The organism is Kineococcus radiotolerans SRS30216 = ATCC BAA-149, from assembly GCF_000017305.1.
GTDB lineage: Bacteria > Actinomycetota > Actinomycetes > Actinomycetales > Kineococcaceae > Kineococcus > Kineococcus radiotolerans.
Genome location: NC_009664.2, coordinates 2,807,271 through 2,825,957 on the forward strand (window position 1 = coordinate 2,807,271; position 18,687 = coordinate 2,825,957).

19 protein-coding genes are annotated in these 18,687 nt (G+C 75.0%); 12 read left to right on the top strand and 7 right to left on the bottom strand.

Going from position 1 to position 18,687, the window contains the following annotated elements:
- Positions 1–121: 121 nt before the first annotated feature.
- From KRAD_RS13455 to KRAD_RS13465, 3 genes are all read left to right on the top strand, one after another.
- Positions 122–1,528: an aspartate aminotransferase family protein gene (locus tag KRAD_RS13455; protein WP_012086171.1), complete on the top strand. Its 1,407-nt coding sequence runs from the start codon at positions 122–124 to the stop codon at positions 1,526–1,528.
- A gap of 106 nt (positions 1,529–1,634) precedes the next feature.
- The gene (locus KRAD_RS13460) at positions 1,635–3,272 is read left to right on the top strand and encodes a methyl-accepting chemotaxis protein (protein WP_012086172.1); all 1,638 of its coding nucleotides are present in this window, start codon (positions 1,635–1,637) and stop codon (positions 3,270–3,272) included.
- A 23-nt stretch (positions 3,273–3,295) separates the two neighbouring features.
- On the top strand, positions 3,296–4,384 hold the full coding sequence (locus tag KRAD_RS13465) for a sugar ABC transporter substrate-binding protein (protein WP_012086173.1): 1,089 nt from the start codon (positions 3,296–3,298) through the stop codon (positions 4,382–4,384).
- A 30-nt stretch (positions 4,385–4,414) separates the two neighbouring features.
- Here the strand turns inward: KRAD_RS13465 and pdxY are convergent, their stop codons facing one another.
- From pdxY to KRAD_RS13480, 3 genes are read right to left on the bottom strand one after another with little or no spacing between them, the layout of a single operon-like run.
- Complete coding sequence (pdxY, locus tag KRAD_RS13470) at positions 4,415–5,266, bottom strand: pyridoxal kinase PdxY (protein WP_012086174.1); 852 nt, start codon at positions 5,264–5,266, stop codon at positions 4,415–4,417.
- 57 nt (positions 5,267–5,323) lie between these two features.
- Positions 5,324–6,154, bottom strand: a complete 831-nt coding sequence (locus KRAD_RS13475) for a PhzF family phenazine biosynthesis protein (RefSeq protein WP_012086175.1) — start codon at positions 6,152–6,154, stop codon at positions 5,324–5,326.
- 36 nt (positions 6,155–6,190) lie between these two features.
- Positions 6,191–7,132: a LysR family transcriptional regulator gene (locus tag KRAD_RS13480; protein WP_012086176.1), complete on the bottom strand. Its 942-nt coding sequence runs from the start codon at positions 7,130–7,132 to the stop codon at positions 6,191–6,193.
- Positions 7,133–7,220: 88 nt separating this feature from the next.
- On the opposite strand from KRAD_RS13480, the gene KRAD_RS13485 reads away from it, so the two are divergent.
- Positions 7,221–7,922 (top strand): aspartate/glutamate racemase family protein, encoded by a 702-nt coding sequence (locus KRAD_RS13485; protein WP_012086177.1) that lies wholly within the window; start codon positions 7,221–7,223, stop codon positions 7,920–7,922.
- Between the two features lie 40 nt (positions 7,923–7,962).
- Here the strand turns inward: KRAD_RS13485 and KRAD_RS24410 are convergent, their stop codons facing one another.
- On the bottom strand, positions 7,963–9,489 hold the full coding sequence (locus tag KRAD_RS24410) for a GGDEF domain-containing protein (protein ID WP_012086178.1): 1,527 nt from the start codon (positions 9,487–9,489) through the stop codon (positions 7,963–7,965).
- Between the two features lie 92 nt (positions 9,490–9,581).
- On the opposite strand from KRAD_RS24410, the gene purS reads away from it, so the two are divergent.
- The 3 genes from purS to purL are packed head-to-tail and all read left to right on the top strand — an operon-like array spanning position 9,582 to position 12,837.
- Complete coding sequence (purS, locus tag KRAD_RS13495) at positions 9,582–9,848, top strand: phosphoribosylformylglycinamidine synthase subunit PurS (RefSeq protein ID WP_012086179.1); 267 nt, start codon at positions 9,582–9,584, stop codon at positions 9,846–9,848.
- Positions 9,845–10,522: a phosphoribosylformylglycinamidine synthase subunit PurQ gene (purQ, locus tag KRAD_RS13500; protein WP_012086180.1), complete on the top strand. Its 678-nt coding sequence runs from the start codon at positions 9,845–9,847 to the stop codon at positions 10,520–10,522. The genes purS and purQ overlap by 4 nt, the downstream gene beginning before the upstream one ends.
- Positions 10,519–12,837, top strand: a complete 2,319-nt coding sequence (gene purL, locus KRAD_RS13505) for a phosphoribosylformylglycinamidine synthase subunit PurL (RefSeq protein ID WP_012086181.1) — start codon at positions 10,519–10,521, stop codon at positions 12,835–12,837. The genes purQ and purL overlap by 4 nt, the downstream gene beginning before the upstream one ends.
- Positions 12,838–12,902: 65 nt before the next feature.
- Here purL and KRAD_RS13510 read toward each other — a convergent pair whose 3' ends face one another.
- Positions 12,903–13,253: a hypothetical protein gene (locus tag KRAD_RS13510; RefSeq protein ID WP_157873596.1), complete on the bottom strand. Its 351-nt coding sequence runs from the start codon at positions 13,251–13,253 to the stop codon at positions 12,903–12,905.
- Positions 13,254–13,396: 143 nt separating this feature from the next.
- Between KRAD_RS13510 and KRAD_RS13515 the strand changes: the two genes are divergently transcribed.
- The 4 genes from KRAD_RS13515 to KRAD_RS13530 all read left to right on the top strand — a co-directional run bounded on the left by KRAD_RS13515 (position 13,397) and on the right by KRAD_RS13530 (position 15,686).
- The gene (locus KRAD_RS13515) at positions 13,397–13,822 is read left to right on the top strand and encodes a hypothetical protein (RefSeq protein WP_012086183.1); all 426 of its coding nucleotides are present in this window, start codon (positions 13,397–13,399) and stop codon (positions 13,820–13,822) included.
- Entirely contained in the window at positions 13,819–14,181 is a 363-nt protein-coding gene (locus KRAD_RS13520; RefSeq protein WP_012086184.1) for a transcriptional regulator, read from the top strand. Before KRAD_RS13515 ends, KRAD_RS13520 begins: the two co-directional genes overlap by 4 nt.
- A gap of 155 nt (positions 14,182–14,336) precedes the next feature.
- Entirely contained in the window at positions 14,337–14,648 is a 312-nt protein-coding gene (locus tag KRAD_RS13525) for a DUF4193 domain-containing protein (RefSeq protein ID WP_041292090.1), read from the top strand.
- A gap of 144 nt (positions 14,649–14,792) precedes the next feature.
- Positions 14,793–15,686: an aminoglycoside phosphotransferase family protein gene (locus KRAD_RS13530; RefSeq protein ID WP_012086186.1), complete on the top strand. Its 894-nt coding sequence runs from the start codon at positions 14,793–14,795 to the stop codon at positions 15,684–15,686.
- A gap of 24 nt (positions 15,687–15,710) precedes the next feature.
- On the opposite strand, the gene KRAD_RS13535 is transcribed toward KRAD_RS13530, so the two are convergent.
- On the bottom strand, positions 15,711–16,178 hold the full coding sequence (locus KRAD_RS13535; protein ID WP_012086187.1) for a heme-degrading domain-containing protein: 468 nt from the start codon (positions 16,176–16,178) through the stop codon (positions 15,711–15,713).
- A 172-nt stretch (positions 16,179–16,350) separates the two neighbouring features.
- Here KRAD_RS13535 and KRAD_RS13540 point away from each other — a divergent pair, with 172 nt between their 5' ends.
- Positions 16,351–17,823 carry a sugar porter family MFS transporter gene (locus KRAD_RS13540; RefSeq protein WP_012086188.1) on the top strand — a complete coding sequence of 491 codons (1,473 nt, stop codon included), beginning with the start codon at positions 16,351–16,353 and terminating at the stop codon, positions 17,821–17,823.
- A 23-nt stretch (positions 17,824–17,846) separates the two neighbouring features.
- Here the strand turns inward: KRAD_RS13540 and KRAD_RS13545 are convergent, their stop codons facing one another.
- Positions 17,847–18,584, bottom strand: coding sequence for a GntR family transcriptional regulator (locus tag KRAD_RS13545; RefSeq protein ID WP_012086189.1), 738 nt, complete (start codon positions 18,582–18,584; stop codon positions 17,847–17,849).
- Positions 18,585–18,687 lie beyond the last annotated feature (103 nt).

Below are 18,687 nucleotides of genomic sequence, written 5' to 3' on the forward strand. Positions count from 1 at the left end.
CCGACGCTTCGTCGGCGGGAGCGCCCCGGTGCCGACGGAGCGTCGCTGGTGCCCCGCCGGTGGCCCGGGCACGCTGGGGGGACGTCCCGCAGTCCCGACGCGATCCCCAGGAGGGCCCGGCATGACCGTGACCGAGCAGAGCGTCCCGCAGACCGCGCCCGGCGCCCCCGGCCCGGCCCGCGCCGCCCGCGACCACCTGTGGATGCACTTCGCCCGCATGGGCGCCTACCAGGACCGGCCCGCGCCCGTCATCGTCAAGGGCGAGGGCGCGCACGTGTGGGACGACCGGGGCCACAAGGTCCTCGACGGCCTCTCCGGGCTGTTCGTCGTCCAGGCCGGGCACGGCCGCGCCGAGCTCGCCGAGGTCATGGCGAAGCAGGCCGAGACCCTCGCGTTCTTCCCCGTCTGGGGCTACGCGACCGAACCCGCGGTCCAGCTCGCCGAGCGGGTCGCCTCCTACGCCCCGGGGGACCTGAACCGGGTGTTCTTCACCACCGGCGGCGGCGAGGCCGTCGAGAGCGCCTGGAAGGTCGCCAAGCAGTACTTCAAGCTCACCGGGAAACCGATGAAGCACAAGGTGATCTCCCGGGCCACCGCCTACCACGGGACCCCGCAGGGCGCGCTCGCCATCACCGGCCTGCCGGCCATGAAGCAGGCCTTCGAACCCCTGACGCCCGGGGGTTTCCGGGTGCCGAACACCAACATCTACCGCGCCGAGCGGATGGGCGCCCCCACCGACCCGGTCGCGTTCGGCGCGTGGGCCGCGGCCCGCATCGAGGAGGCCATCCTCTTCGAGGGACCCGAGACCGTCGCCGCCGTCGTGCTCGAACCCGTGCAGAACTCCGGCGGCTGCTTCGTCCCGCCCCCGGGGTACTTCCAGCGGGTGCGCGAGATCTGCGACCGGCACGACGTGCTGCTGGTCTCCGACGAGGTCATCTGCGGCTTCGGCCGCCACGGCACGATGTTCGCCTGCGAGAAGTTCGGCTACCAGCCCGACATCATCACCTGCGCCAAGGGCATGAGCTCCGGGTACGGCCCCATCGGGGCGATGATCGCCAGCGACCGCATCATGGAGCCGTTCCTGGAGGGGAAGAACTTCTTCCCCCACGGGTACACCTTCGGCGGGCACCCGGTCTCGGCCGCGGTGTCGCTGGCGAACCTGGACATCTTCGAGCGCGAGGGCCTGAACCAGAACGTCCTCGACAACGAGCAGGCGCTGGGCGACACCCTGCGCCGGCTGCTGGACCTCGACATCGTGGGCGACGTCCGCGGCGACGGGTACTTCTGGGCGGTCGAGCTGGTCAAGGACAAGGCCACGAAGGAGACCTTCGACCTCGCCGAGCGCGAGACGCTGATCAAGCAGTTCCTGCCCGGGGCGCTGTTCCGCAACGGCCTCTACGCCCGCCCGGACGACCGCGGCGAACCCGTCATCCAGGTCGCGCCCGCCCTGACCACCGGCCAGGCCGAGTTCGACGAGATGGAGCAGGTGCTGCGGGCCACCCTGACCGAGGCGATGCGCCTGGTCTGACCCGGCGGGCCGGCCCTGGGTGGTCCGGCGCTCAAGTGGGCCGCTCACCGGTCGATGGTGTCCAGGTGCGGTCGACTGACCGCCGGGACCATCAGGAGTGACTGGGATGTCGAAGGCGCCTACCGGCCGCGGTGCCGGCCCCCGCCGCCGGCGGTTCGCCGACCGGTCCGTGGCCACCAAGCTGGCCGCTCTCGTCGGGGTGTCCTCGGCGATGGCGGCCGCGCTGCTGGGCGTGGGCCTCACCGGCGCCTCCGAGGTCAACGGGCGCGCGCACGCCATCTACGCCGAGGACCTCGTCCCCGCCGGTCAGCTGGCCGGGATCCGGGCCGCGGCCGTCGAGGCGCAGCGCGACCTCGCCAACCTGGCCCTCGCCCAGGACGACGCCGCGCGCACCGACCTGCAGGCCCGCCTGGCCGACGACGACCAGCGGCTGGACGACCTCGTGGAGGACTTCTCCGCGGCCACCACGACCGCGCAGCAGCGGGCGGAGCTGAAGGAGTTCACCGTCTGGTGGGACTCCTACCGCGCCACCCGCGACAACTTCCTGCTGCCGCTGGCCACCTCCGGCGACCCCGCCGACCGCGCGAAGTTCCAGACCCTCTACCTGGGCAACGTGGCGATCCTCGCCGACCACGCCCAGGACGCGCTGGACGCCCTGGACGCCTCCAGCGACCGCCACGCCTCCGCCTCGGTGGCCGCCGCCTCCGGCAGCTACTCCACGGCCCGCACCGCCATGGTCGCCGTCGCCCTCGCCGGCCTGCTGATCACGGTCCTGCTGGCCACCTGGACCACCCGCCTGGTGGTCCGGCCGCTGCGCCAGGTCGTCGCGGTCCTCGACCGCGTCGCCCGCGGCGACCTCACCGCCACCGCCGACGTGGCCCAGCTCGACGAGGTCGGCCGGATGGCGCAGGCCCTCGGCACCGCGACCGGCAGCATGCGCGACACCGTCTCCAGCCTGCACGGCGAGGCCGTCGCGCTGGCCTCCGCGGCCGAGGAGCTGCGCGCGAACAGCCGCGTCATCGCCGGCGGCGTCGACGACGTCTCCCAGCGCGCGGCCGAGGTCGCCCAGGCCGCCAACCAGGTCAGCGCCCACATCGCCGGCGCCGCGGCCGGCGCGGAGGAGATGGGTTCCTCGATCCGCGAGATCTCGACCAACGCCTCCCGCGCGGCCGACGTGGCCGGCGACGCGGTGCGCATCGCGGGCGAGACCGGCCAGACGATGGCCCAGCTCGGCCGGTCCTCCGCCGAGATCGGGGACGTGGTCAAGACCATCACCTCCATCGCCGAGCAGACCAACCTGCTCGCGCTCAACGCGACGATCGAGGCCGCGCGGGCCGGTGACGCCGGCCGCGGGTTCGCGGTCGTGGCCGGCGAGGTGAAGGAGCTCAGCGGCCAGACCGCGCGGGCCACCGAGGACATCGCCCAGCGCATCGAGGCCATCCAGCGCGACGTGGACCAGGCGGTGGCCGCCATCGGCAGCATCGGCACGGTCGTCGCGGAGATCAGCGACTACCAGGGCACCATCGCCGCCGCGGTGGAGGAGCAGGCCGCCACGACCCAGGAGATGGGGCGCAGCGTCGCCGACGCCGCCGGCGGCGCGGGGCAGATCGCCGCCACCGTCGACACGGTGGCCTCCGCGGCCCACACCACGGGCTCCGGCGCCTCCGACAGCGAGCGCGCCGTCGGCGAGCTGGCCGAGATGGCCGCCCGCATGCGCACCACCGTCTCGCACTTCACCTACTGACGACCAGAGGCCGGAGAACCACGATGAGCCGCACCACCGCGCGCACGGCGACCCTGCTCGCCGGGGCCACCCTCCTCGCCGGCGCCCTCGCCGGCTGCGGCGGGGACACCGCCACCACCTCGGCCGCCGCCGCGGAGGGACCGCACGTCGCCTTCCTCGTCCCCGCGACGTCGCTGCGCTTCATGGCCTACGACGTGCCGAACTTCTCCGTCGAGCTCGCCCAGCGGTGCCCGACGTGCGTCGTCGACGTCCAGACCGCCGAGGACCAGGCCACCCAGAACGCCCAGGGCGTGCAGGCGATCCGCGACGGGGCCGAGGCCGTGGTGGTGGTCGCCCTCGACGGCGCCGCGGCCGGTGACCTCGTCTCCGCGGCGAACTCCGCCGACGTCCCCGTCGTCGCCTACGACCGCCTCCTCAAGGACTCGGCGATCGACTACTACACCTCCTTCGACGGCGGGGCCGTGGGGGAGCTCGGCGGTCAGGCGATCCTGGACGCCATCGGCACCGACACCGCCGGGGGCGCGATCGTCATGCTCCAGGGCGACCCCGCCGACAACAACGCCGGGCTGTTCGCCGCCGGGGCGCACTCCGTCCTCGACGGGAAGGTCGACGTCGCCTCCGAGCGCTACGTCGCCGGGTGGAGCGCCGACCAGGCCGCCGTCGAGATGCGCGCGGCCCTGGGCGAGCTGAACGGCCGCCGGTTGCTGGGCGTCTACACCGCCTACGACGGCCTGGCCGCGGGTGCGCTGCAGGCCCTCGACGAGGCCGGTCTCTCCGGGGTCCCGATCACCGGTCAGGACGCCGAGACCGCTGCGCTGCAGCGCATCCTGGCCGGCACCCAGACGATGACGGTCTACAAGGACCTGCCCGGGCAGGCCCGCGCCACGGCCGACCTCGTCGCCGACGTCCTCGAGGGGAAGACCCCCGCGACGACCGGCACCACCGACAACGGGGCCGGCGCGGTCCCCACCGTCCTGCTGCAGCCGCAGGCGGTGGGGAAGGCGGAGGTCCAGAGCGAGGTCCTCGCCGACGGCTACACGACCGTCGACGCGCTGTGCGCCGGGGCCGCCAGCCAGACCTGCGCCGAGGCGGGCGTCTCCGCCACCCGCTGACGCGGGACCGGCGCCCCGGTCAGCGCCCGGTCAGCGCACGCGCCGGGCGCTGAACTGCATCCGCGGGTTCGCGAAGGACTCCTGCGCCTGCACGATGCGCAGTTCCCGCTGCCCGGAGCGGTGGGTCGCCTCGATGAGGTCGAAGACGCTGGAGGCGGTCCGCTCCAGGGCGAGCGCGGCGTCGCCGGTCTCGCGGTGGTGGGCGGAGAACAGCGCGGCGGTGACGTCGCCGGACCCGTTGGCCTTGAACGGCAGCAGGGGGGTCTGCACGACCCACGCCCCGGCGTCCTCGACCACGAGCATCTCGATCGTCCCGTCCTCGCGGTCGGGGCGCTCGACGCTGGTGACGAGCACCGTCGAGGGGCCCATCGCGCGGGCGGCGTCGGCGGAGGCCAGCGTCGACTCGATCGTCGAGGGGTCGGTCCCGGTGAGGAACCCCAGCTCGAACTGGTTCGGGGTGATGAGGTCGGCGACGGGCACGACCCGGTCGCGCAGCAGGTGCGGGATCTCGGGGGCGACGAAGCAGCCGGACTTCGCGTTGCCCATCACCGGGTCGCAGGCGTAGACCGCGGAGGGGTTGGCGGCCTTGACGCGGCGGACGGTGTCCACGATCACGTCGCCGATGCCGGTGCCGCCCTGGTACCCGGACAGCACGACGTCGATCTCGGGGAAGACCCCGCGTTCCTCCACCCCGGCGATGACGTCGGCGACGTCGGAAGCCGCCATGACCGGTCCCCGCCACGACCCGTAGCCGGTGTGGTTGGAGAAGTTGACCGTGTGGACGGGGACGACCTCGACCCCGATGCGCTGGAGGGGGAACACGGCCGCGGAGTTGCCGACGTGGCCGTGGGCCACCGCCGACTGGATCGAGAGGACCTTCATCCGGTCAGTTTCCCCCACCGGCCGGCGGGCCACGACCCGTGACCGCCGGGGCGCGGCTCAGAACGCGGCGGTGCCCCGCAGCACGACCTCCGTGTCGCCGCCGACCCAGACGCGCCCGCCCTCGCGCTCGACCCGCACCCGTCCCGCGCGCCCGACCGCGCCCCCCTGCGCGGCGACGTAGCGGTCGGGGAGGTCGCTCAGCCACTGCCCGATCGCGGCGTTGAGGCTGCCCGTCACCGGGTCCTCCACGAACGTGGCGCCCTCGCCGACGAAGGCGCGGACCTCCACCGCCGCCTCGTGGCCCTCGGGGTGGGCGCCCACGACGCCCACGGCCAGCCCGGCCAGCGGTCCCGGGTCCGGGACCAGCCGCAGGACGCCCGCCGCGTCGGCCAGCCGCACCACGACCCACTCGGGCCCGTTGACCAGGTGGGAGCTCGCGACGACGTCGCCCGCGCCCACCCCGAGCCCCTCCAGCACCCGCGCCAGCAGGTCCGGGGCCAGCGGCCCCCGGCGCGTCAGCGGCGGCGCGGCGAAGGCCAGGGCGCTCCCGGTGCAGCGGACCTCGACCGGGCCGGCCCCGCACTCCTGCACGATGACGCCGGGGCGGCGGGGGGTGCCGCCGGCCTCCGCCCAGGCCCGGGCGGAACCGAGCGTGGGGTGCCCGGCGAACGGCAGCTCCCCGCGGGTCGTGAAGATCCGCACCCGGTAGTCCGCCTCCGGGGTCGTCGGCCGCAGCAGGAACGTCGTCTCGGACAGGTTCGTCCAGGCGGCGAAGCGCTGCATCTGCCCGGCGGTGAGGTCGTCGGCGTCGTGGACCACGGCGACCGGGTTCCCGCCCAGGGGCACGGCGGAGAACACGTCGACCTGGGTGAAGCGGAGCTCGCGCACCCCGGCACGCTAGCGCCGCCCGGCGGGCCGGGGTCCTCAGCCGCCGGTCCCGCCCGGGGCGGGCACCGACGCGGCGAGCCGGTCGGCGAAAGCCGCCGCGGGCCCGGCCGCCGGGGTGTCGCCGCGGACCAGGACGGTGAGGTCGCGCCCGAGCGGGGGGTCCAGCGGCAGGGCCACCACGTCGGGGCGGCGGTGGGCGCTCAGGGCGAGCCCGGGCAGGACCGCCGCGCCCTGCCCGGCGGCCACCATCGCCTGCATGAGCACGTGGTCGTCGGTGACCTGGTGGTGCAGGCGGGTCCGGACGCCGGCGCGGGCGCAGTGCCGCTCCCAGCGCGCGCGGCAGGTCGGGCAGCCGGCGAGGACGGTGGCGTCCTCCAGCGCGGCGAGGGGGACCCGCGCCCGCCCCGCCAGGGGGTGGGTCCCGGGCAGCACGACCAGGAGGGGGTCGCGCCCGGCCGGGCGGGCGTGCAGGCCCGCGGCACCCGCCCCGCCGGGACCGACCCCGGGAGCGACGTCGTCGAAGACGACGGCGACGTCGGCGGCGCCCTCGCGCAGGGCCCGGAACGCCTCCGGGGGTTCGGCCTGGAGGACGTCGACGGCCACCCCGGGGGCGCTGATCGCGAGGGCCCGGACGGCGTCGAGCACGATCGTGGCGCAGGCGGTGGGGAAGGCGGCGACGCGCAGGCGCGCGGGCCGGTCGGTGGCCAGGCCGGCCAGGCAGTCGCCGGCGCCGCGCAGCGCGGCGGCGACGTCGGCGGCGTGGCGGGCCAGGACCGCCCCGGCCTCCGTGGGGCGCACCCCGCGCCCGTAGCGCTCGACGAGGGCGCAACCGGCGGCGCGTTCCAGCCGGCGCACGTGCTGGGACACCGCCGGGTGGGTCCACCCGAGGACGCGCGCGGCGCCCGACAGCGACCCGTGGCGGACGACGAGGTGGAGCACGACGAGGCTGCGGGGGTCCAGGGCCAGCGGGCTCGTCACGGAGCCAGGGTGACATGGAAGTCCTGGTGACAGGTGGTGTTGCGAGATCGCTCTTCTCCTTGGGTGCGGGGGCGGTCAGGCTGGGGGCGTGCAGAGGATCGGGATCATCGGGGGCATGAGCTGGGAGTCGACCGCGGAGTACCTGCGGTCGCTGAACCAGGGGGTCCGCGAGCGCCTGGGGGGGCTGCACTCGGCGCGGCTCGTGGTGGCGACGGTCGACTTCGCCGCCGTCGAGCCGCTGCAGGTCGCCGGCCGCTGGGGGGAGGCCGGCGACCTGCTCGCCGCGGAGGCGAGGGGCCTCGAGGCGGCGGGGGCGGACCTGCTGCTCATCGCCACGAACACCATGCACCGGGTCTTCGACGCCGTCGCGGGCGCGGTGTCGGTGCCGGTCCTGCACCTGGCCGACGTCACGGCCGTGGCGGTGCGGGCGGCGGGGCTCAGCCGGGTCGGCCTGCTCGCGACCCGCTACACGATGGAGCAGGACTTCTACCGCGCGCGGCTGGCCGAGGGGGGCGTGACGACGATCGTCCCGGGGGAGGCGGACCGCGAGGAGGTCCAGCGGATCGTGTTCGAGGAGCTGTGCGTGGGCCGCGTCGAGGACGCCTCCCGCCGCCGGCTGCTCGCCGTCGCCGCCGGCCTGGTCGCCGCCGGGGCCGAGGGGATCGTGCTGGGGTGCACGGAGCTGGAGCTCAGCGTGGGGCCGGACGACGCGCACGGCCTCGCCGTCCCGGTGTTCCCCACCACCGCCCTGCACTGCCGGGCCGCGCTGGACCTGGCCCTGGGGGGCTGAGGCCCCGCCGGGGTTCCGCCGGGTTCCGCCGGGGTCGCGCTCAGACCCCGTCGACGGCCAGCACGCTGCGGCAGCCGCCGGCCCGCTTCGCCGCGTACATCGCGGCGTCGGCCCGCGCCAGCAGCGCCTCCGCCGCGTCGCCGGGCGCGGCGGGGGCGATGCCCACGCTGGCGCCGATGGTGGCGGGGCCGGCGGTGAGCAGGAACGGTTCGCGCAGGGCCGTGACCACCGCGTCGCCGGTGTCCTCGACGACACCGGGCAGCCGGTCGGGCAGCAGGACGGCGAACTCGTCCCCGCCCAGGCGCGCCGGCCACGCCTCCGCCCCGACGGTGCCCCGCAGCCGCCGGGACACCTCCACGAGCAGCTCGTCGCCGGCCGCGTGGCCCAGGGTGTCGTTGACGGCCTTGAACCCGTCGAGGTCGACGAAGAGGACCGCGACGGCGGCGTCGGCCGCGACCGCGGCGGCCAGCCGCTGGGTGAACGCCCGCCGGTTGCCCAGCCCCGTGAGGGGGTCCAGCAGCGCGGCCGCCTCGGCCGCCTCGGCCTGCGCGACCCGGTGCACCGCGGTCGCCGCGATGAGCGCCAGGGCCTCCACGACGGAGGTGTCGAAGCTCGCGGCGTCGCGGTTGGCGGAGGCGGGCGCGACCAGCCAGCGCGGCGCGCCGCGGGGACCGGCCGGCAGGGGGCGCCCGTCCTCCCCGGTGCCCGGGGGGCGGTCCAGGACCCGCAGGCGCCCGCGGGACAGCAGCGCGGACCCGTGCTGCTCCAGCGCGGCCACCAGCTCCCCGTCGGTGGTGACGGTGTGCATCCGCACCGAGGCCTGGAACAGCTCGTGCTGCTGCGCGCGCCGCTGCTGGGCGGTCCGCCAGCCGCGGGCGGCGACGACGACCGCCGCGGCGGGCAGGACGGTGAGGTTGGTGACCCAGCCGGGCATCGACAGGTCGACCGCGGCGGAGAGGTAGCCGAGGCTGGCCACGACGAGGAACAGCGCCCCGCCGACGAGGGTCCCCGGCTGCAGCAGCTCCCCGGACACCCGCCGCCGGTGCTCCACGGCGATCGAGACCGCGGACAGGACGGCGTCGAGGAGGTAGTAGGTGCCGGCCCCGGCCAGGACGGCGAGGAGCTGGCGCGGGGTGACGGGGTCGACCGGTTGCAGCCCGACCGCCACCAGGGTCGCCGCCAGCCCGGCCAGCACGGAGGAACCGCCGTTGAAGAGGCGGCTGGTCCACTCCCGGGGGTCGAGGAGGTGGGCGGGCAGCGTCGCGAGCGTCCAGGCCAGCAGCGCCGTCGCCGGCTCGGCGTGGTGCGCGGTGAGCAGGAAGAAGAGCAGCACCGGGGCGAAGGGCACGAGGATGCCGCTGTTGATCCCGGTGACCATCAGCGGGAAGCGGGTCAGCACCCAGCCCACGGGCAGGGCGATGACCAGGGCCGTCAGCAGGGCCGGGTCCGAGCCCGCGCCGCGCCAGGCCAGCAGCGCCCCCGCGAGGACCGCGAGGCCCAGCGCGAAGACCGCCGTGTCGACGAGCACCGACGCGCTCGGGCGGCGGGACCTCCGGCTGGACTCCACGTCCTCACGTCGGCAGGTGCGGGGCGGTCCTTGAGCCCCCGCGGCGGCGGTAGCCTGGACCCGCCGATCCCCCTCTCGAAGGAGCGCCGCGCATGGGCCGCGTCGTCATCGACGTCATGCCGAAACCCGAGATCCTCGACCCGCAGGGGAAGGCCGTCGTCGGCGCTCTCCCGCGCCTGGGCTTCGATCTCTTCACCAGCGTCCGCCAGGGCAAGCGCTTCGAGCTGGAGGTGGCCGGCGAGGTCACCCCGGAGGTCCTCGCGCAGGCCCGCCGGGCCGCCGAGACGCTCCTGTCGAACCCGGTCATCGAGGACGTCGTGAGCGTCCGCGAGGCGGACCCTGCGGAGGCCTCGGCGTGAGGGTCGGCGTCGTCACCTTCCCCGGCTCCCTCGACGACGGCGACGCGCGCCGCGCCGTGACCCTCGCCGGCGGCGAGGCCGTCGCGCTGTGGCACGCCGACGCCGACCTGCACGGGGTCGACGCGGTCGTCCTGCCGGGCGGCTTCTCCTACGGCGACTACCTGCGCTGCGGCGCCATCGCCCGCTTCGCCCCGGTCATGACCGAGGTCGTGCGCGCGGCGGGGGGCGGGATGCCGGTCCTCGGCATCTGCAACGGCTTCCAGGTGCTGTGCGAGTCGCACCTGCTGCCCGGTGCGCTGGTCCGCAACGACCACCAGAAGTTCCTGTGCAAGGACCAGCGGCTGCGGGTGGAGTCGTCGGCCACCGCCTGGACCTCGACGTTCGAGGCGGGGCAGGAGATCACGATCCCGCTGAAGAACGGCGAGGGCGGCTTCGTCGCCGACACGGCCACCCTGGACCGCCTGGAGGGCGAGGGCCGCGTGGTCTTCCGCTACCTCGACGGCAACCCCAACGGGTCGCTGCGCGACATCGCCGGCATCAGCAACGAGCGCGGCAACGTGGTGGGGCTCATGCCGCACCCCGAGCACGCCGTGGAGGAGCTCTTCGGGCCCGGGCTGGACGGCCTCGGCCTGTTCACCTCGGTGCTCACCGCCGGGCTGGAGGCGCTCGCGTGAGCACCCCCACCACGACGGGCCTCGACACCGTCGAGCGCGCCGCGCAGACCCCGGAGCACGAGCAGCCGTGGTCCGAGCTCGGGCTCAAGACCGACGAGTACGCCCGCATCCGCGAGATCCTCGGCCGCCGCCCCACCGGCGCGGAACTGGCCATGTACTCGGTCATGTGGAGCGAGCACTGCTCCTACAAGAGCTCCAAGGTCCACCTGCGCACCTTCGGCGACCACATCACCGAGGACATGAAGGCCTCCCTCATGGTCGGCATCGGCGAGAACGCCGGCGTCGTCGACATCGGGCAGGGCTGGGCCGTCACCTTCAAGGTGGAGAGCCACAACCACCCCAGCTTCATCGAGCCCTACCAGGGCGCGGCCACCGGCGTCGGCGGGATCATCCGCGACATCATGGCCATGGGCGCGCGCCCGATCGCGGTCATGGACTCGCTGCGCTTCGGCGCGATCGACCACCCCGACACCGCCCGCGTCGTGCCCGGCGTCGTCTCCGGCGTCGGCGGCTACGGCAACTGCATCGGCCTGCCCAACATCGGCGGCGAGGTCGTCTTCGACCCCACCTACCAGGGCAACCCGCTCGTCAACGCGCTCTGCGTGGGGGCGCTGCGCCACGAGGACCTGCACCTGGCCAACGCCCGCGGCGTCGGGAACCTCGTCGTGCTCTTCGGCGCCCGCACCGGCGGCGACGGCATCGGCGGGGTGTCGGTGCTGGCCAGCGAGACGTTCGACTCCACCGGCCCGAGCAAGCGCCCCGCCGTCCAGGTCGGCGACCCGTTCCAGGAGAAGGTGCTCATCGAGTGCTGCCTGGAGCTGTTCCACGCCGGTCTGGTCGAGGGCATCCAGGACCTCGGCGGCGCCGGGCTGTCCTGCGCCACCAGCGAACTGGCCTCCGCCGGGGACGGCGGGATGCTGGTCCACCTGGACCGGGTGCCGCTGCGCGACCCCTCGCTCTCGCCCGAGGAGATCCTCATGAGCGAGTCGCAGGAACGGATGATGGCGATCGTCACCCCGGAGAACGTCGAGGCGTTCCTCGCCGTCACCGCGAAGTGGGACGTCGAGGCCGCGGTCCTCGGCGAGGTCACCGACGGCGAGCACCTCGTCGTGCAGTGGCACGGCGAGACCGTCGTCGACGTGCCCCCGCGCACCGTCGCCCACGACGGCCCCGTCTACCAGCGCCCCTACGCGCGTCCCGCCTCCCAGGACGCCCTGCAGGCGGACACCCCGGACTCGCTCCCGCGCCCGGGCACGGGCGAGGAGCTGCGGGCCACCCTGCTGCGCATGGTCGCCTCCCCGAACCTGTGCTCGCGGGCCTGGGTGACCGACCAGTACGACCGCTACGTCCTGGGCCGCACGGCGCTGGCGACCCCCGACGACGCGGGGGTCGTGCGCGTGGACGAGGAGACCAACCTCGGCGTCGCGCTCAGCCTCGACGGCAACGGCCGCTTCGCCCGCCTCGACCCGCGCACCGGCGCGGCGCTGGCGCTGGCCGAGGCGTACCGCAACGTGGCCGCGGCCGGGGCGAAGCCCCTCGCGGTCACCGACTGCCTGAACTTCGGTTCCCCCGAGGACCCGGGCGTCATGTGGCAGTTCGCCGAGGCCGTCCAGGGCCTGGCCCTGGCCTGCGAGGAGCTCGGGGTCCCGGTCACCGGCGGCAACGTGTCGCTGTACAACCAGACCGGCGACGAGGGGCTGGACTCCGCGGTCCTGCCGACCCCGGTCATCGGCGTCCTGGGCGTCCTCGACGACGTCCGCCGCCGCACCCCCTCGGGGTGGCGGGAGGCCGGGCAGAACGTCTACCTGCTCGGCACCACCCGCGACGAGTTCGGCGGTTCGGAGTGGGCCTGGGCCGAGCACGGCCACCTCGGCGGGCTGCCGCCGGTGCTCGACCTCGCCCACGAGAAGCTGCTGGCCGACGTGCTGGTGCAGTGCTCGCGCGACGGTCTCGTCGACGCCGCCCACGACCTCTCCGACGGCGGTCTCGCGCAGGCCCTGGCGGAGTCGGCCCTGCGCTTCGGCGTCGGGGTCCGGGTCTGGCTGGACGAGCTGCTCGAGCGCGACGGGATCGACGCGTTCACCGCGCTGTTCTCCGAGTCCGCGGGCCGGGCGATCGTGTCCGTGCCGCGCGAGGAGGAGGTGCGCTTCACCGACATGTGCACCGCCCGGGGTCTGGCGCACGTGCGCATCGGCGTGACCGACGCGGGCGACGACGGGGAGCCGGGGGCCCTGGAGGTCCAGGGTGCGTTCTCCGTCCCGCTGGCGGAGCTGCGCGAGGCGCACACGGCGACGCTGCCGAAGCACTTCGGCTGAACGGCGGGGCGGGACCGGACCGGTCCCGCCCCGCCGGCCTGGTCAGGTCGGACCGGCCGGGTCCCTCACGGCCGGCCCCACAGGGCGAGGAGGAGCAGCGGGACGAACAGGACCGCCTGGGGCACCCCGACCAGCAGCGCGGTGGCGCGGACGTCGGCCCGCGCCCTCGCCGCGATGCCCGCGGCGAGGGGGACGGGGGTGCCGACGGCGACGGCGCCCATCGCGAGCAGCAGCGGCCACGGGGCCTCGCCGGGGTCGAGGACGGCCCACGCCACCGCCTGGGCGAGGAGCGGGAGCGCCACGGCGACCAGGACCCCTCCGCCGACCACGGCTCCCGCCGTGGACGCCGTGGCGCGTGCGGGGGTGGGTGCGGGCTCCGGATCCCGCTGGCGCACCCGCGTCCAGGTCCACGTCACGGCGGTCACCGTAGCGGGTGGGAGTTCCCCGCCCCCGGACCGCGCCCCTCCGACTTTCCTGCCACTCAAGTGTTGCCTGCCGGGCAAGTGACGAGTAGCTTTCTCGTCAGGCAAGCAAGCACTCGAACGGGAGGAACCCCACCGTGGACGCTCGCGAAGCACAGCAGGCCCTGACCCTGGCCGCCCGGCGCCGCCAGCAGACCATCACCGCCGGGACCGCCCCCTGGACCCGCGGGCAGGTGTGGAGCCTGTGCTCCTGCGCCCTGGCCCTGGGCGTCCTCACCGACGCGGGCATGGTCTGGCTGTGGCTGGTCCTGGTGCTCACGGGCGTCGGGGTCGCCTGGCAGCGCGGGGTGCGCCTGAAGCCCACCCGCGCCTCCAGCCGCTGGCAGACCGCCCTGGTCGCCACCTTCGTCCCCGCGGCCGCGGTGGACGTCGCCTTCCAGGCGGTCGCGCGGGGGCTGGACTGGCCGCTGCCCAACACCGTCGGCATGGTCGGCGCCTGCCTGGTCATCGTCACCCTGACCCGCGCGGTGCAGGCCCGGATGGCTGCGAGCCTGCGCCCGTGACCACCGCGCCCGACGCCCAGCCCGCCGCCGCTGCCGCGACCCCCTCCGGCGCGGGGGGCGCCGCGATCGACGAGTTCCTGCACACCCCCGCCCGGCTGAACATCTGCTCCCTGCTCGCCCCGGCGGACTGGGTGACCTTCTCCTTCCTGCGCGACACCATCGGCACCAGCGACTCCGCCCTCTCCAAGCAGGTCGCCGCCCTGGAGCAGGTCGGCTACGTCGAGGTCCGCAAGGAGCGCGCGGTGCAGGCGCTGCGGCGCCAGACCTCGGTGCGCCTCACCGCCGCCGGCCGCGACGCCTTCGAGGCCTACCTGGCCACCCTCGAGCTCCTCGTCGCCCGGGCCCGCGGCGACCGCTAGGACGTGCCCGGCGGGCCGTCGCCGCCGCGCCGCCCCGGTCGTGGGCGGGGGGTGGGCATGCGGAGGGCGTCTTCGTGGTTGAGTACGGCGCTCACGCCCTGCGACGACACCGTCGGGGGGCACGGGAGTGGACCGCAGCTCGAGGAGAGGCACTGATGGCGACCGACTACGACGCACCGCGCAAGACCGACGAGGACCTCGACGCGGATTCGATCGAGGAGCTGAAGACCCACCGCACGGACAAGACGTCGTCCTCCAGCGTGGACGAGGACGAGGCGGAGGCGGCGGAGGGCTTCGAGCTGCCGGGCGCCGACCTGTCCGGGGAGGAGCTCTCGGTGCGGGTCCTGCCGCGCCAGCAGGACGAGTTCACCTGCACCAGCTGCTTCCTGGTCAAGCACCGCAGCCAGCTGCACGCCAGTTCCGACGTCACCGGCGGCCGGCTGATCTGCAACGACTGCGCCGCCTGAGACCGGACGGGGAGGCGGCCCGCGCCGGCCGCCGCCCCCGGGCGCGGCGGCGCGGGCGGGCCGGTGCTCCCCCTCGCGCCCGGCGCGGGCCCCGGCGGCCTCGCCGGGGTGGCTGTTCCGCCCGGGGCCCGACAGGGTGTGCCCGTGACGACGCGACAGCACGAGGACCAGGTCGACGTTCCCGTGGACGCGGTGCGCCGGCTCGTCGCCGCGCAGTTCCCGCACTGGGCGGGGGAGCCGGTCTCCGCGCTGGAGAGCGCCGGCACGGTCAACGCCGTCTTCCGCGTGGGGACGGACAAGGTCGCCCGCCTCCCGCTGCGGCCCGGGGCCGCGGACCGGGTGCCCCGGGAGGTCGAGGCCGCGCGGGAGCTGTTCGGCGCCACGCGGTTCCCCACCCCCGAGCCCCTCGCGATCGGGGGACCGGGGGAGGGGTACCCCTTCCCCTGGTCGATCTCCACCTGGGTCCCGGGCACCCCCGCCGACGAGGTCGACGTCACCGCGGCCGGCGGTCTCGCGCTCGACCTCGCCGAGTTCGTCCACGACGTGCGCGCCCTGCCCCTGCACGAGCACCGGTTCAGCGGGACCGGCCGGGGCGGGGACCTGCACGTCCACGACGCGTGGGTGGACCGCTGCCTCGCGCGCAGCGAGGGCCTGCTCGACGTGCCCCGGCTGCGCGCCCTGTGGGAGGGGTTCCGCCGCCTGCCGCACGTGGCCGCCGACGTCGTCGTCCACGGCGACCTGATCCCCGGCAACGTCCTGGTCGCGGGGGGCCGCCTGGCCGGGGTCCTCGACGTCGGCGGCCTCGGCCCGGCCGACCCCGCGCTGGACCTCATCGCCGGCTGGCACCTGTTCGAGGCCCCGGCGCGGGAGGAGTTCCGGCGTGCGGTCGGCGCCGACGGGCTGGACTGGGTCCGCTCCCAGGCGTGGGCGTTCCAGCAGTCCGTGGGGCTGGTCGAGCACTACGCGCGGACGAACCCGCGGATGAGCGCGCTCGGGCGCACGACGCTGGACCGGATCCTCGCCGACCCGCTGGTCTGAGCGGCCGCGCCCGGGACGCCGCGGTCAGCCCCGCAGGAACTCCGCCAGCACCTCCACCACGAGGGCGTGGTCGTCGGCCTCCGGCAGCCCGGACACCGCGACCGCGCCGACGACCCCGACCCCGCGCACCCGCAGCGGGAAGGCGCCGCCGTGGGCGGCGAACTCGCGGGGGTCCACCCGGGCGTCGACGTCGAACTCGCCGCCGCCGCGGCGCGCGCGCGTCCCCACGAGGTAGGACGCGTGGCCGAAGCGGTCCACGACGTTCATCTTGCGCTGCAGCCAGGCGTCGTGGTCGGCGACCGACCCGGGCAGCGCGGCGTGGAAGAGGCGCTGCCCGTTGCGGCGGATCGCGACCGCCACCGCGAGGTCCCGGGACCGCGCGCGCTGGACGAGCAGCGACCCCAGGCGCCAGGCGTCGTCCTCGTCGAAGCGGTCGAGGACGAGGTCCGCCTCCTCGGCGGTCAGGCGGGCGAGCAGGTCGTCGGTGTCCACGGGGCTCCTCGGGTCGGTGGGGTCCCGATCCTCCCGCGTCCCCCTCCGCCGGGCGCGGGCGGGCCGGGGCGGGCGGGTCTCGGGAGAGGTTCCTGAGGGATCTTTGTCTTGACATGCTCACGCGACCACGCCTACCGTCCGGCGACGCGATCCGCAGGACGAGGGAGTTCCCATGTCGACCACCCCGGGCCGGTCCGCCGCACCCGGAGGGGGTGTGCACGACGCGCTGCCGCCCCTGACCGACGGCCCCCACCGCAGGCGGCTGGGCGTCGTCGCCCTCATCGCGACCTTCGGGGGGCTGCTCTTCGGCTACGACACCAGCGTCATCAACGGCGCCCTCGAACCGATGGTCCGGGAACTCGGCCTCACCACCCTCACCGAGGGCGTCGTGACGAGCTCGCTGCTCTTCGGCGCCGCCGTCGGCGCGATCAGCGGCGGACGCCTCTCCGACGCCTGGGGCCGGCGGCGGTCCATCCTGCTCATGTCGCTGTTCTTCTTCGGCGGCGCCCTGGTCTGCGTCTTCACCCCGAACTTCGAGGTCATGGTCGTCGGCCGCGTCGTCCTCGGCCTCGCCGTCGGCGCCGCCTCGACCGTCGTGCCGGTCTACCTCGCCGAGATGGCGCCCTACGAGATCCGCGGGTCGCTCTCGGGGCGCAACGAGATGATGATCGTCGTCGGCCAGCTCGCGGCCTTCGTCGTCAACGCGATCGTCGGCAACGTCTGGGGCGAGCACGCCGGGGTCTGGCGCATCATGCTGGCCTTCGTGACGCTGCCCGCCGTCGCCCTGTTCGTCGGGATGCTGCGGGTGCCGGAGTCCCCGCGCTGGCTGATCGACCACGGCCACTACGACGAGGCGCTCGCGGTGCTGCGGACCCTGCGCTCGGAGGAGCGCGCGGAGGCGGAGGCGCGCCAGATCGCCGGGCTGACCCACGAGGACTCCAAGCGGGTCCCGATGGACTGGCGCAGCGTCCTGTCCCACCGGTGGCTGCGGCGCATCCTGCTGATCGGCACCGGCCTGGGGGTCGCCCAGCAGCTGACCGGGATCAACTCGATCATGTACTACGGGCAGTCCATCCTCGGCGAGGCCGGGTTCTCCTCCAGCGCGGCCCTCATCGCCAACGTCGCCCCCGGGGTCATCGCGGTCGTCGGCGCGTTCATCGCGCTGCGGATCATGGACACCTTCAGCCGCCGCCGGACGTTCGTCCTCGGCTACTCGCTGACGACCGCCTGCCACCTGCTCATCGGGATCGGCTCCGTGCTCCTCCCCGTGGGCAACCCGTTGCGCCCGTGGGTGATCCTCTTCCTCGTCGTGGCCTTCGTCGGGTCCATGCAGACCTTCCTCAACGTGGCGACGTGGGTGACGCTGTCGGAGATCTTCCCGCAGCGGATGCGGGCGTTCGGCATGGGGACCTCGGTGTTCGTCCTGTGGATCACCAACGCCCTGCTGGGCCTGTGGTTCCCGACGCTGGTGAGCGCGCTCGGCATCACCGGCTGCTTCTTCGGGTTCGCCGTGGTCAACCTGCTGGCGCTGGTGTTCGTGAAGACCCAGGTCCCCGAGACCCGCGGGCGCTCCCTGGAGCAGCTGGAGGAGGCCGTCACCAGCGGCGCGATCCACGACCGGGCCGTGCGCGACGGCCTCGCCTGAGGCGACCGGGCCTCAGCGGTGCCTCAGCGGTCGACGAGGGTGACCTCGAACGCGTACCGGCTGGCGCGGTAGACGTGCCGGCCGTACTCGACGACCTTGCCGGAGTCGTCGTGGGTCGTGCGCTCCATCGTCAGCAGCGGCGCGCCGCGGCGCTCGTCGAGCAGCGTGCACTCCTCGCCGGTGCCCCGGCGGGCGCCGATGCGCTGGCGCGCCACCCGCATCCCCACCCCGCGGCTGCGCAGCAGCTGGTACATCCCGCGCTCGGTGAGGGCCTCCACCGTCAGGTCCGTGTACGGGGCGGGCAGCCAGTTCTCCAGCACCGCCAGCGGTTCACCGCCCGACATCCGCAACCGGCGCAGGTGCAGCACGGGCGTGCCGGGGCTGATGGCGAGGCTGCCGGCGACGTCGTCGGCGGCCCCGTCCATCTCGTGCAGCAGGACCCGGGTGTCCGGCTGCTGACCGGACCGCACCAGGTCGTCGTGCAGGCTGGTCAGCTCCACGGGCCGGGTGACCTGGCCGTGCACGACCTGGGTGCCCACCCCGCGCTTGCGGACCAGCAGGCCCTTGTCGACGAGCTGCTGGATCGCGCGGCGCATCGTCGGGCGCGAGAGGCCCAGCTGGTCGGCGAGGTGGATCTCGTTGTCCAGGCGCGACCCGGGCAGCAGCTTGCCGCCCTCGATGGCCTGCTCGATCTGGCGGGCGACCTGGAAGTACAGGGGGACGGGACTGGACCGGTCCAGGTCGACGAACAGATCGCTCACCACAGCTCCCGGAGGTCGTGCGACGCGGCGCAGCCACGTCGCCGTGCCGCCGTCGGACCATGGTAGCCGCCACGAGGTGTGTACGTCAGGAGGTGCGTTTGTC

Bases quoted from the DNA above. Each gene is read 5' to 3' on its own strand.
- KRAD_RS13465 (WP_012086173.1), top strand. From the start codon at position 3,296: ATGAGCCGCACCACCGCGCGCACGGCGACCCTGCTCGCCGGGGCCACC.
- purS (WP_012086179.1), top strand. From the start codon at position 9,582: ATGGGCCGCGTCGTCATCGACGTCATGCCGAAACCCGAGATCCTCGAC.
- KRAD_RS13525 (WP_041292090.1), top strand. From the start codon at position 14,337: ATGGCGACCGACTACGACGCACCGCGCAAGACCGACGAGGACCTCGAC.
- pdxY (WP_012086174.1), bottom strand. From the start codon at position 5,266: ATGAAGGTCCTCTCGATCCAGTCGGCGGTGGCCCACGGCCACGTCGGC.
- KRAD_RS13460 (WP_012086172.1), top strand. From the start codon at position 1,635: ATGTCGAAGGCGCCTACCGGCCGCGGTGCCGGCCCCCGCCGCCGGCGG.
- KRAD_RS13455 (WP_012086171.1), top strand. From the start codon at position 122: ATGACCGTGACCGAGCAGAGCGTCCCGCAGACCGCGCCCGGCGCCCCC.
- KRAD_RS13540 (WP_012086188.1), top strand. From the start codon at position 16,351: ATGTCGACCACCCCGGGCCGGTCCGCCGCACCCGGAGGGGGTGTGCAC.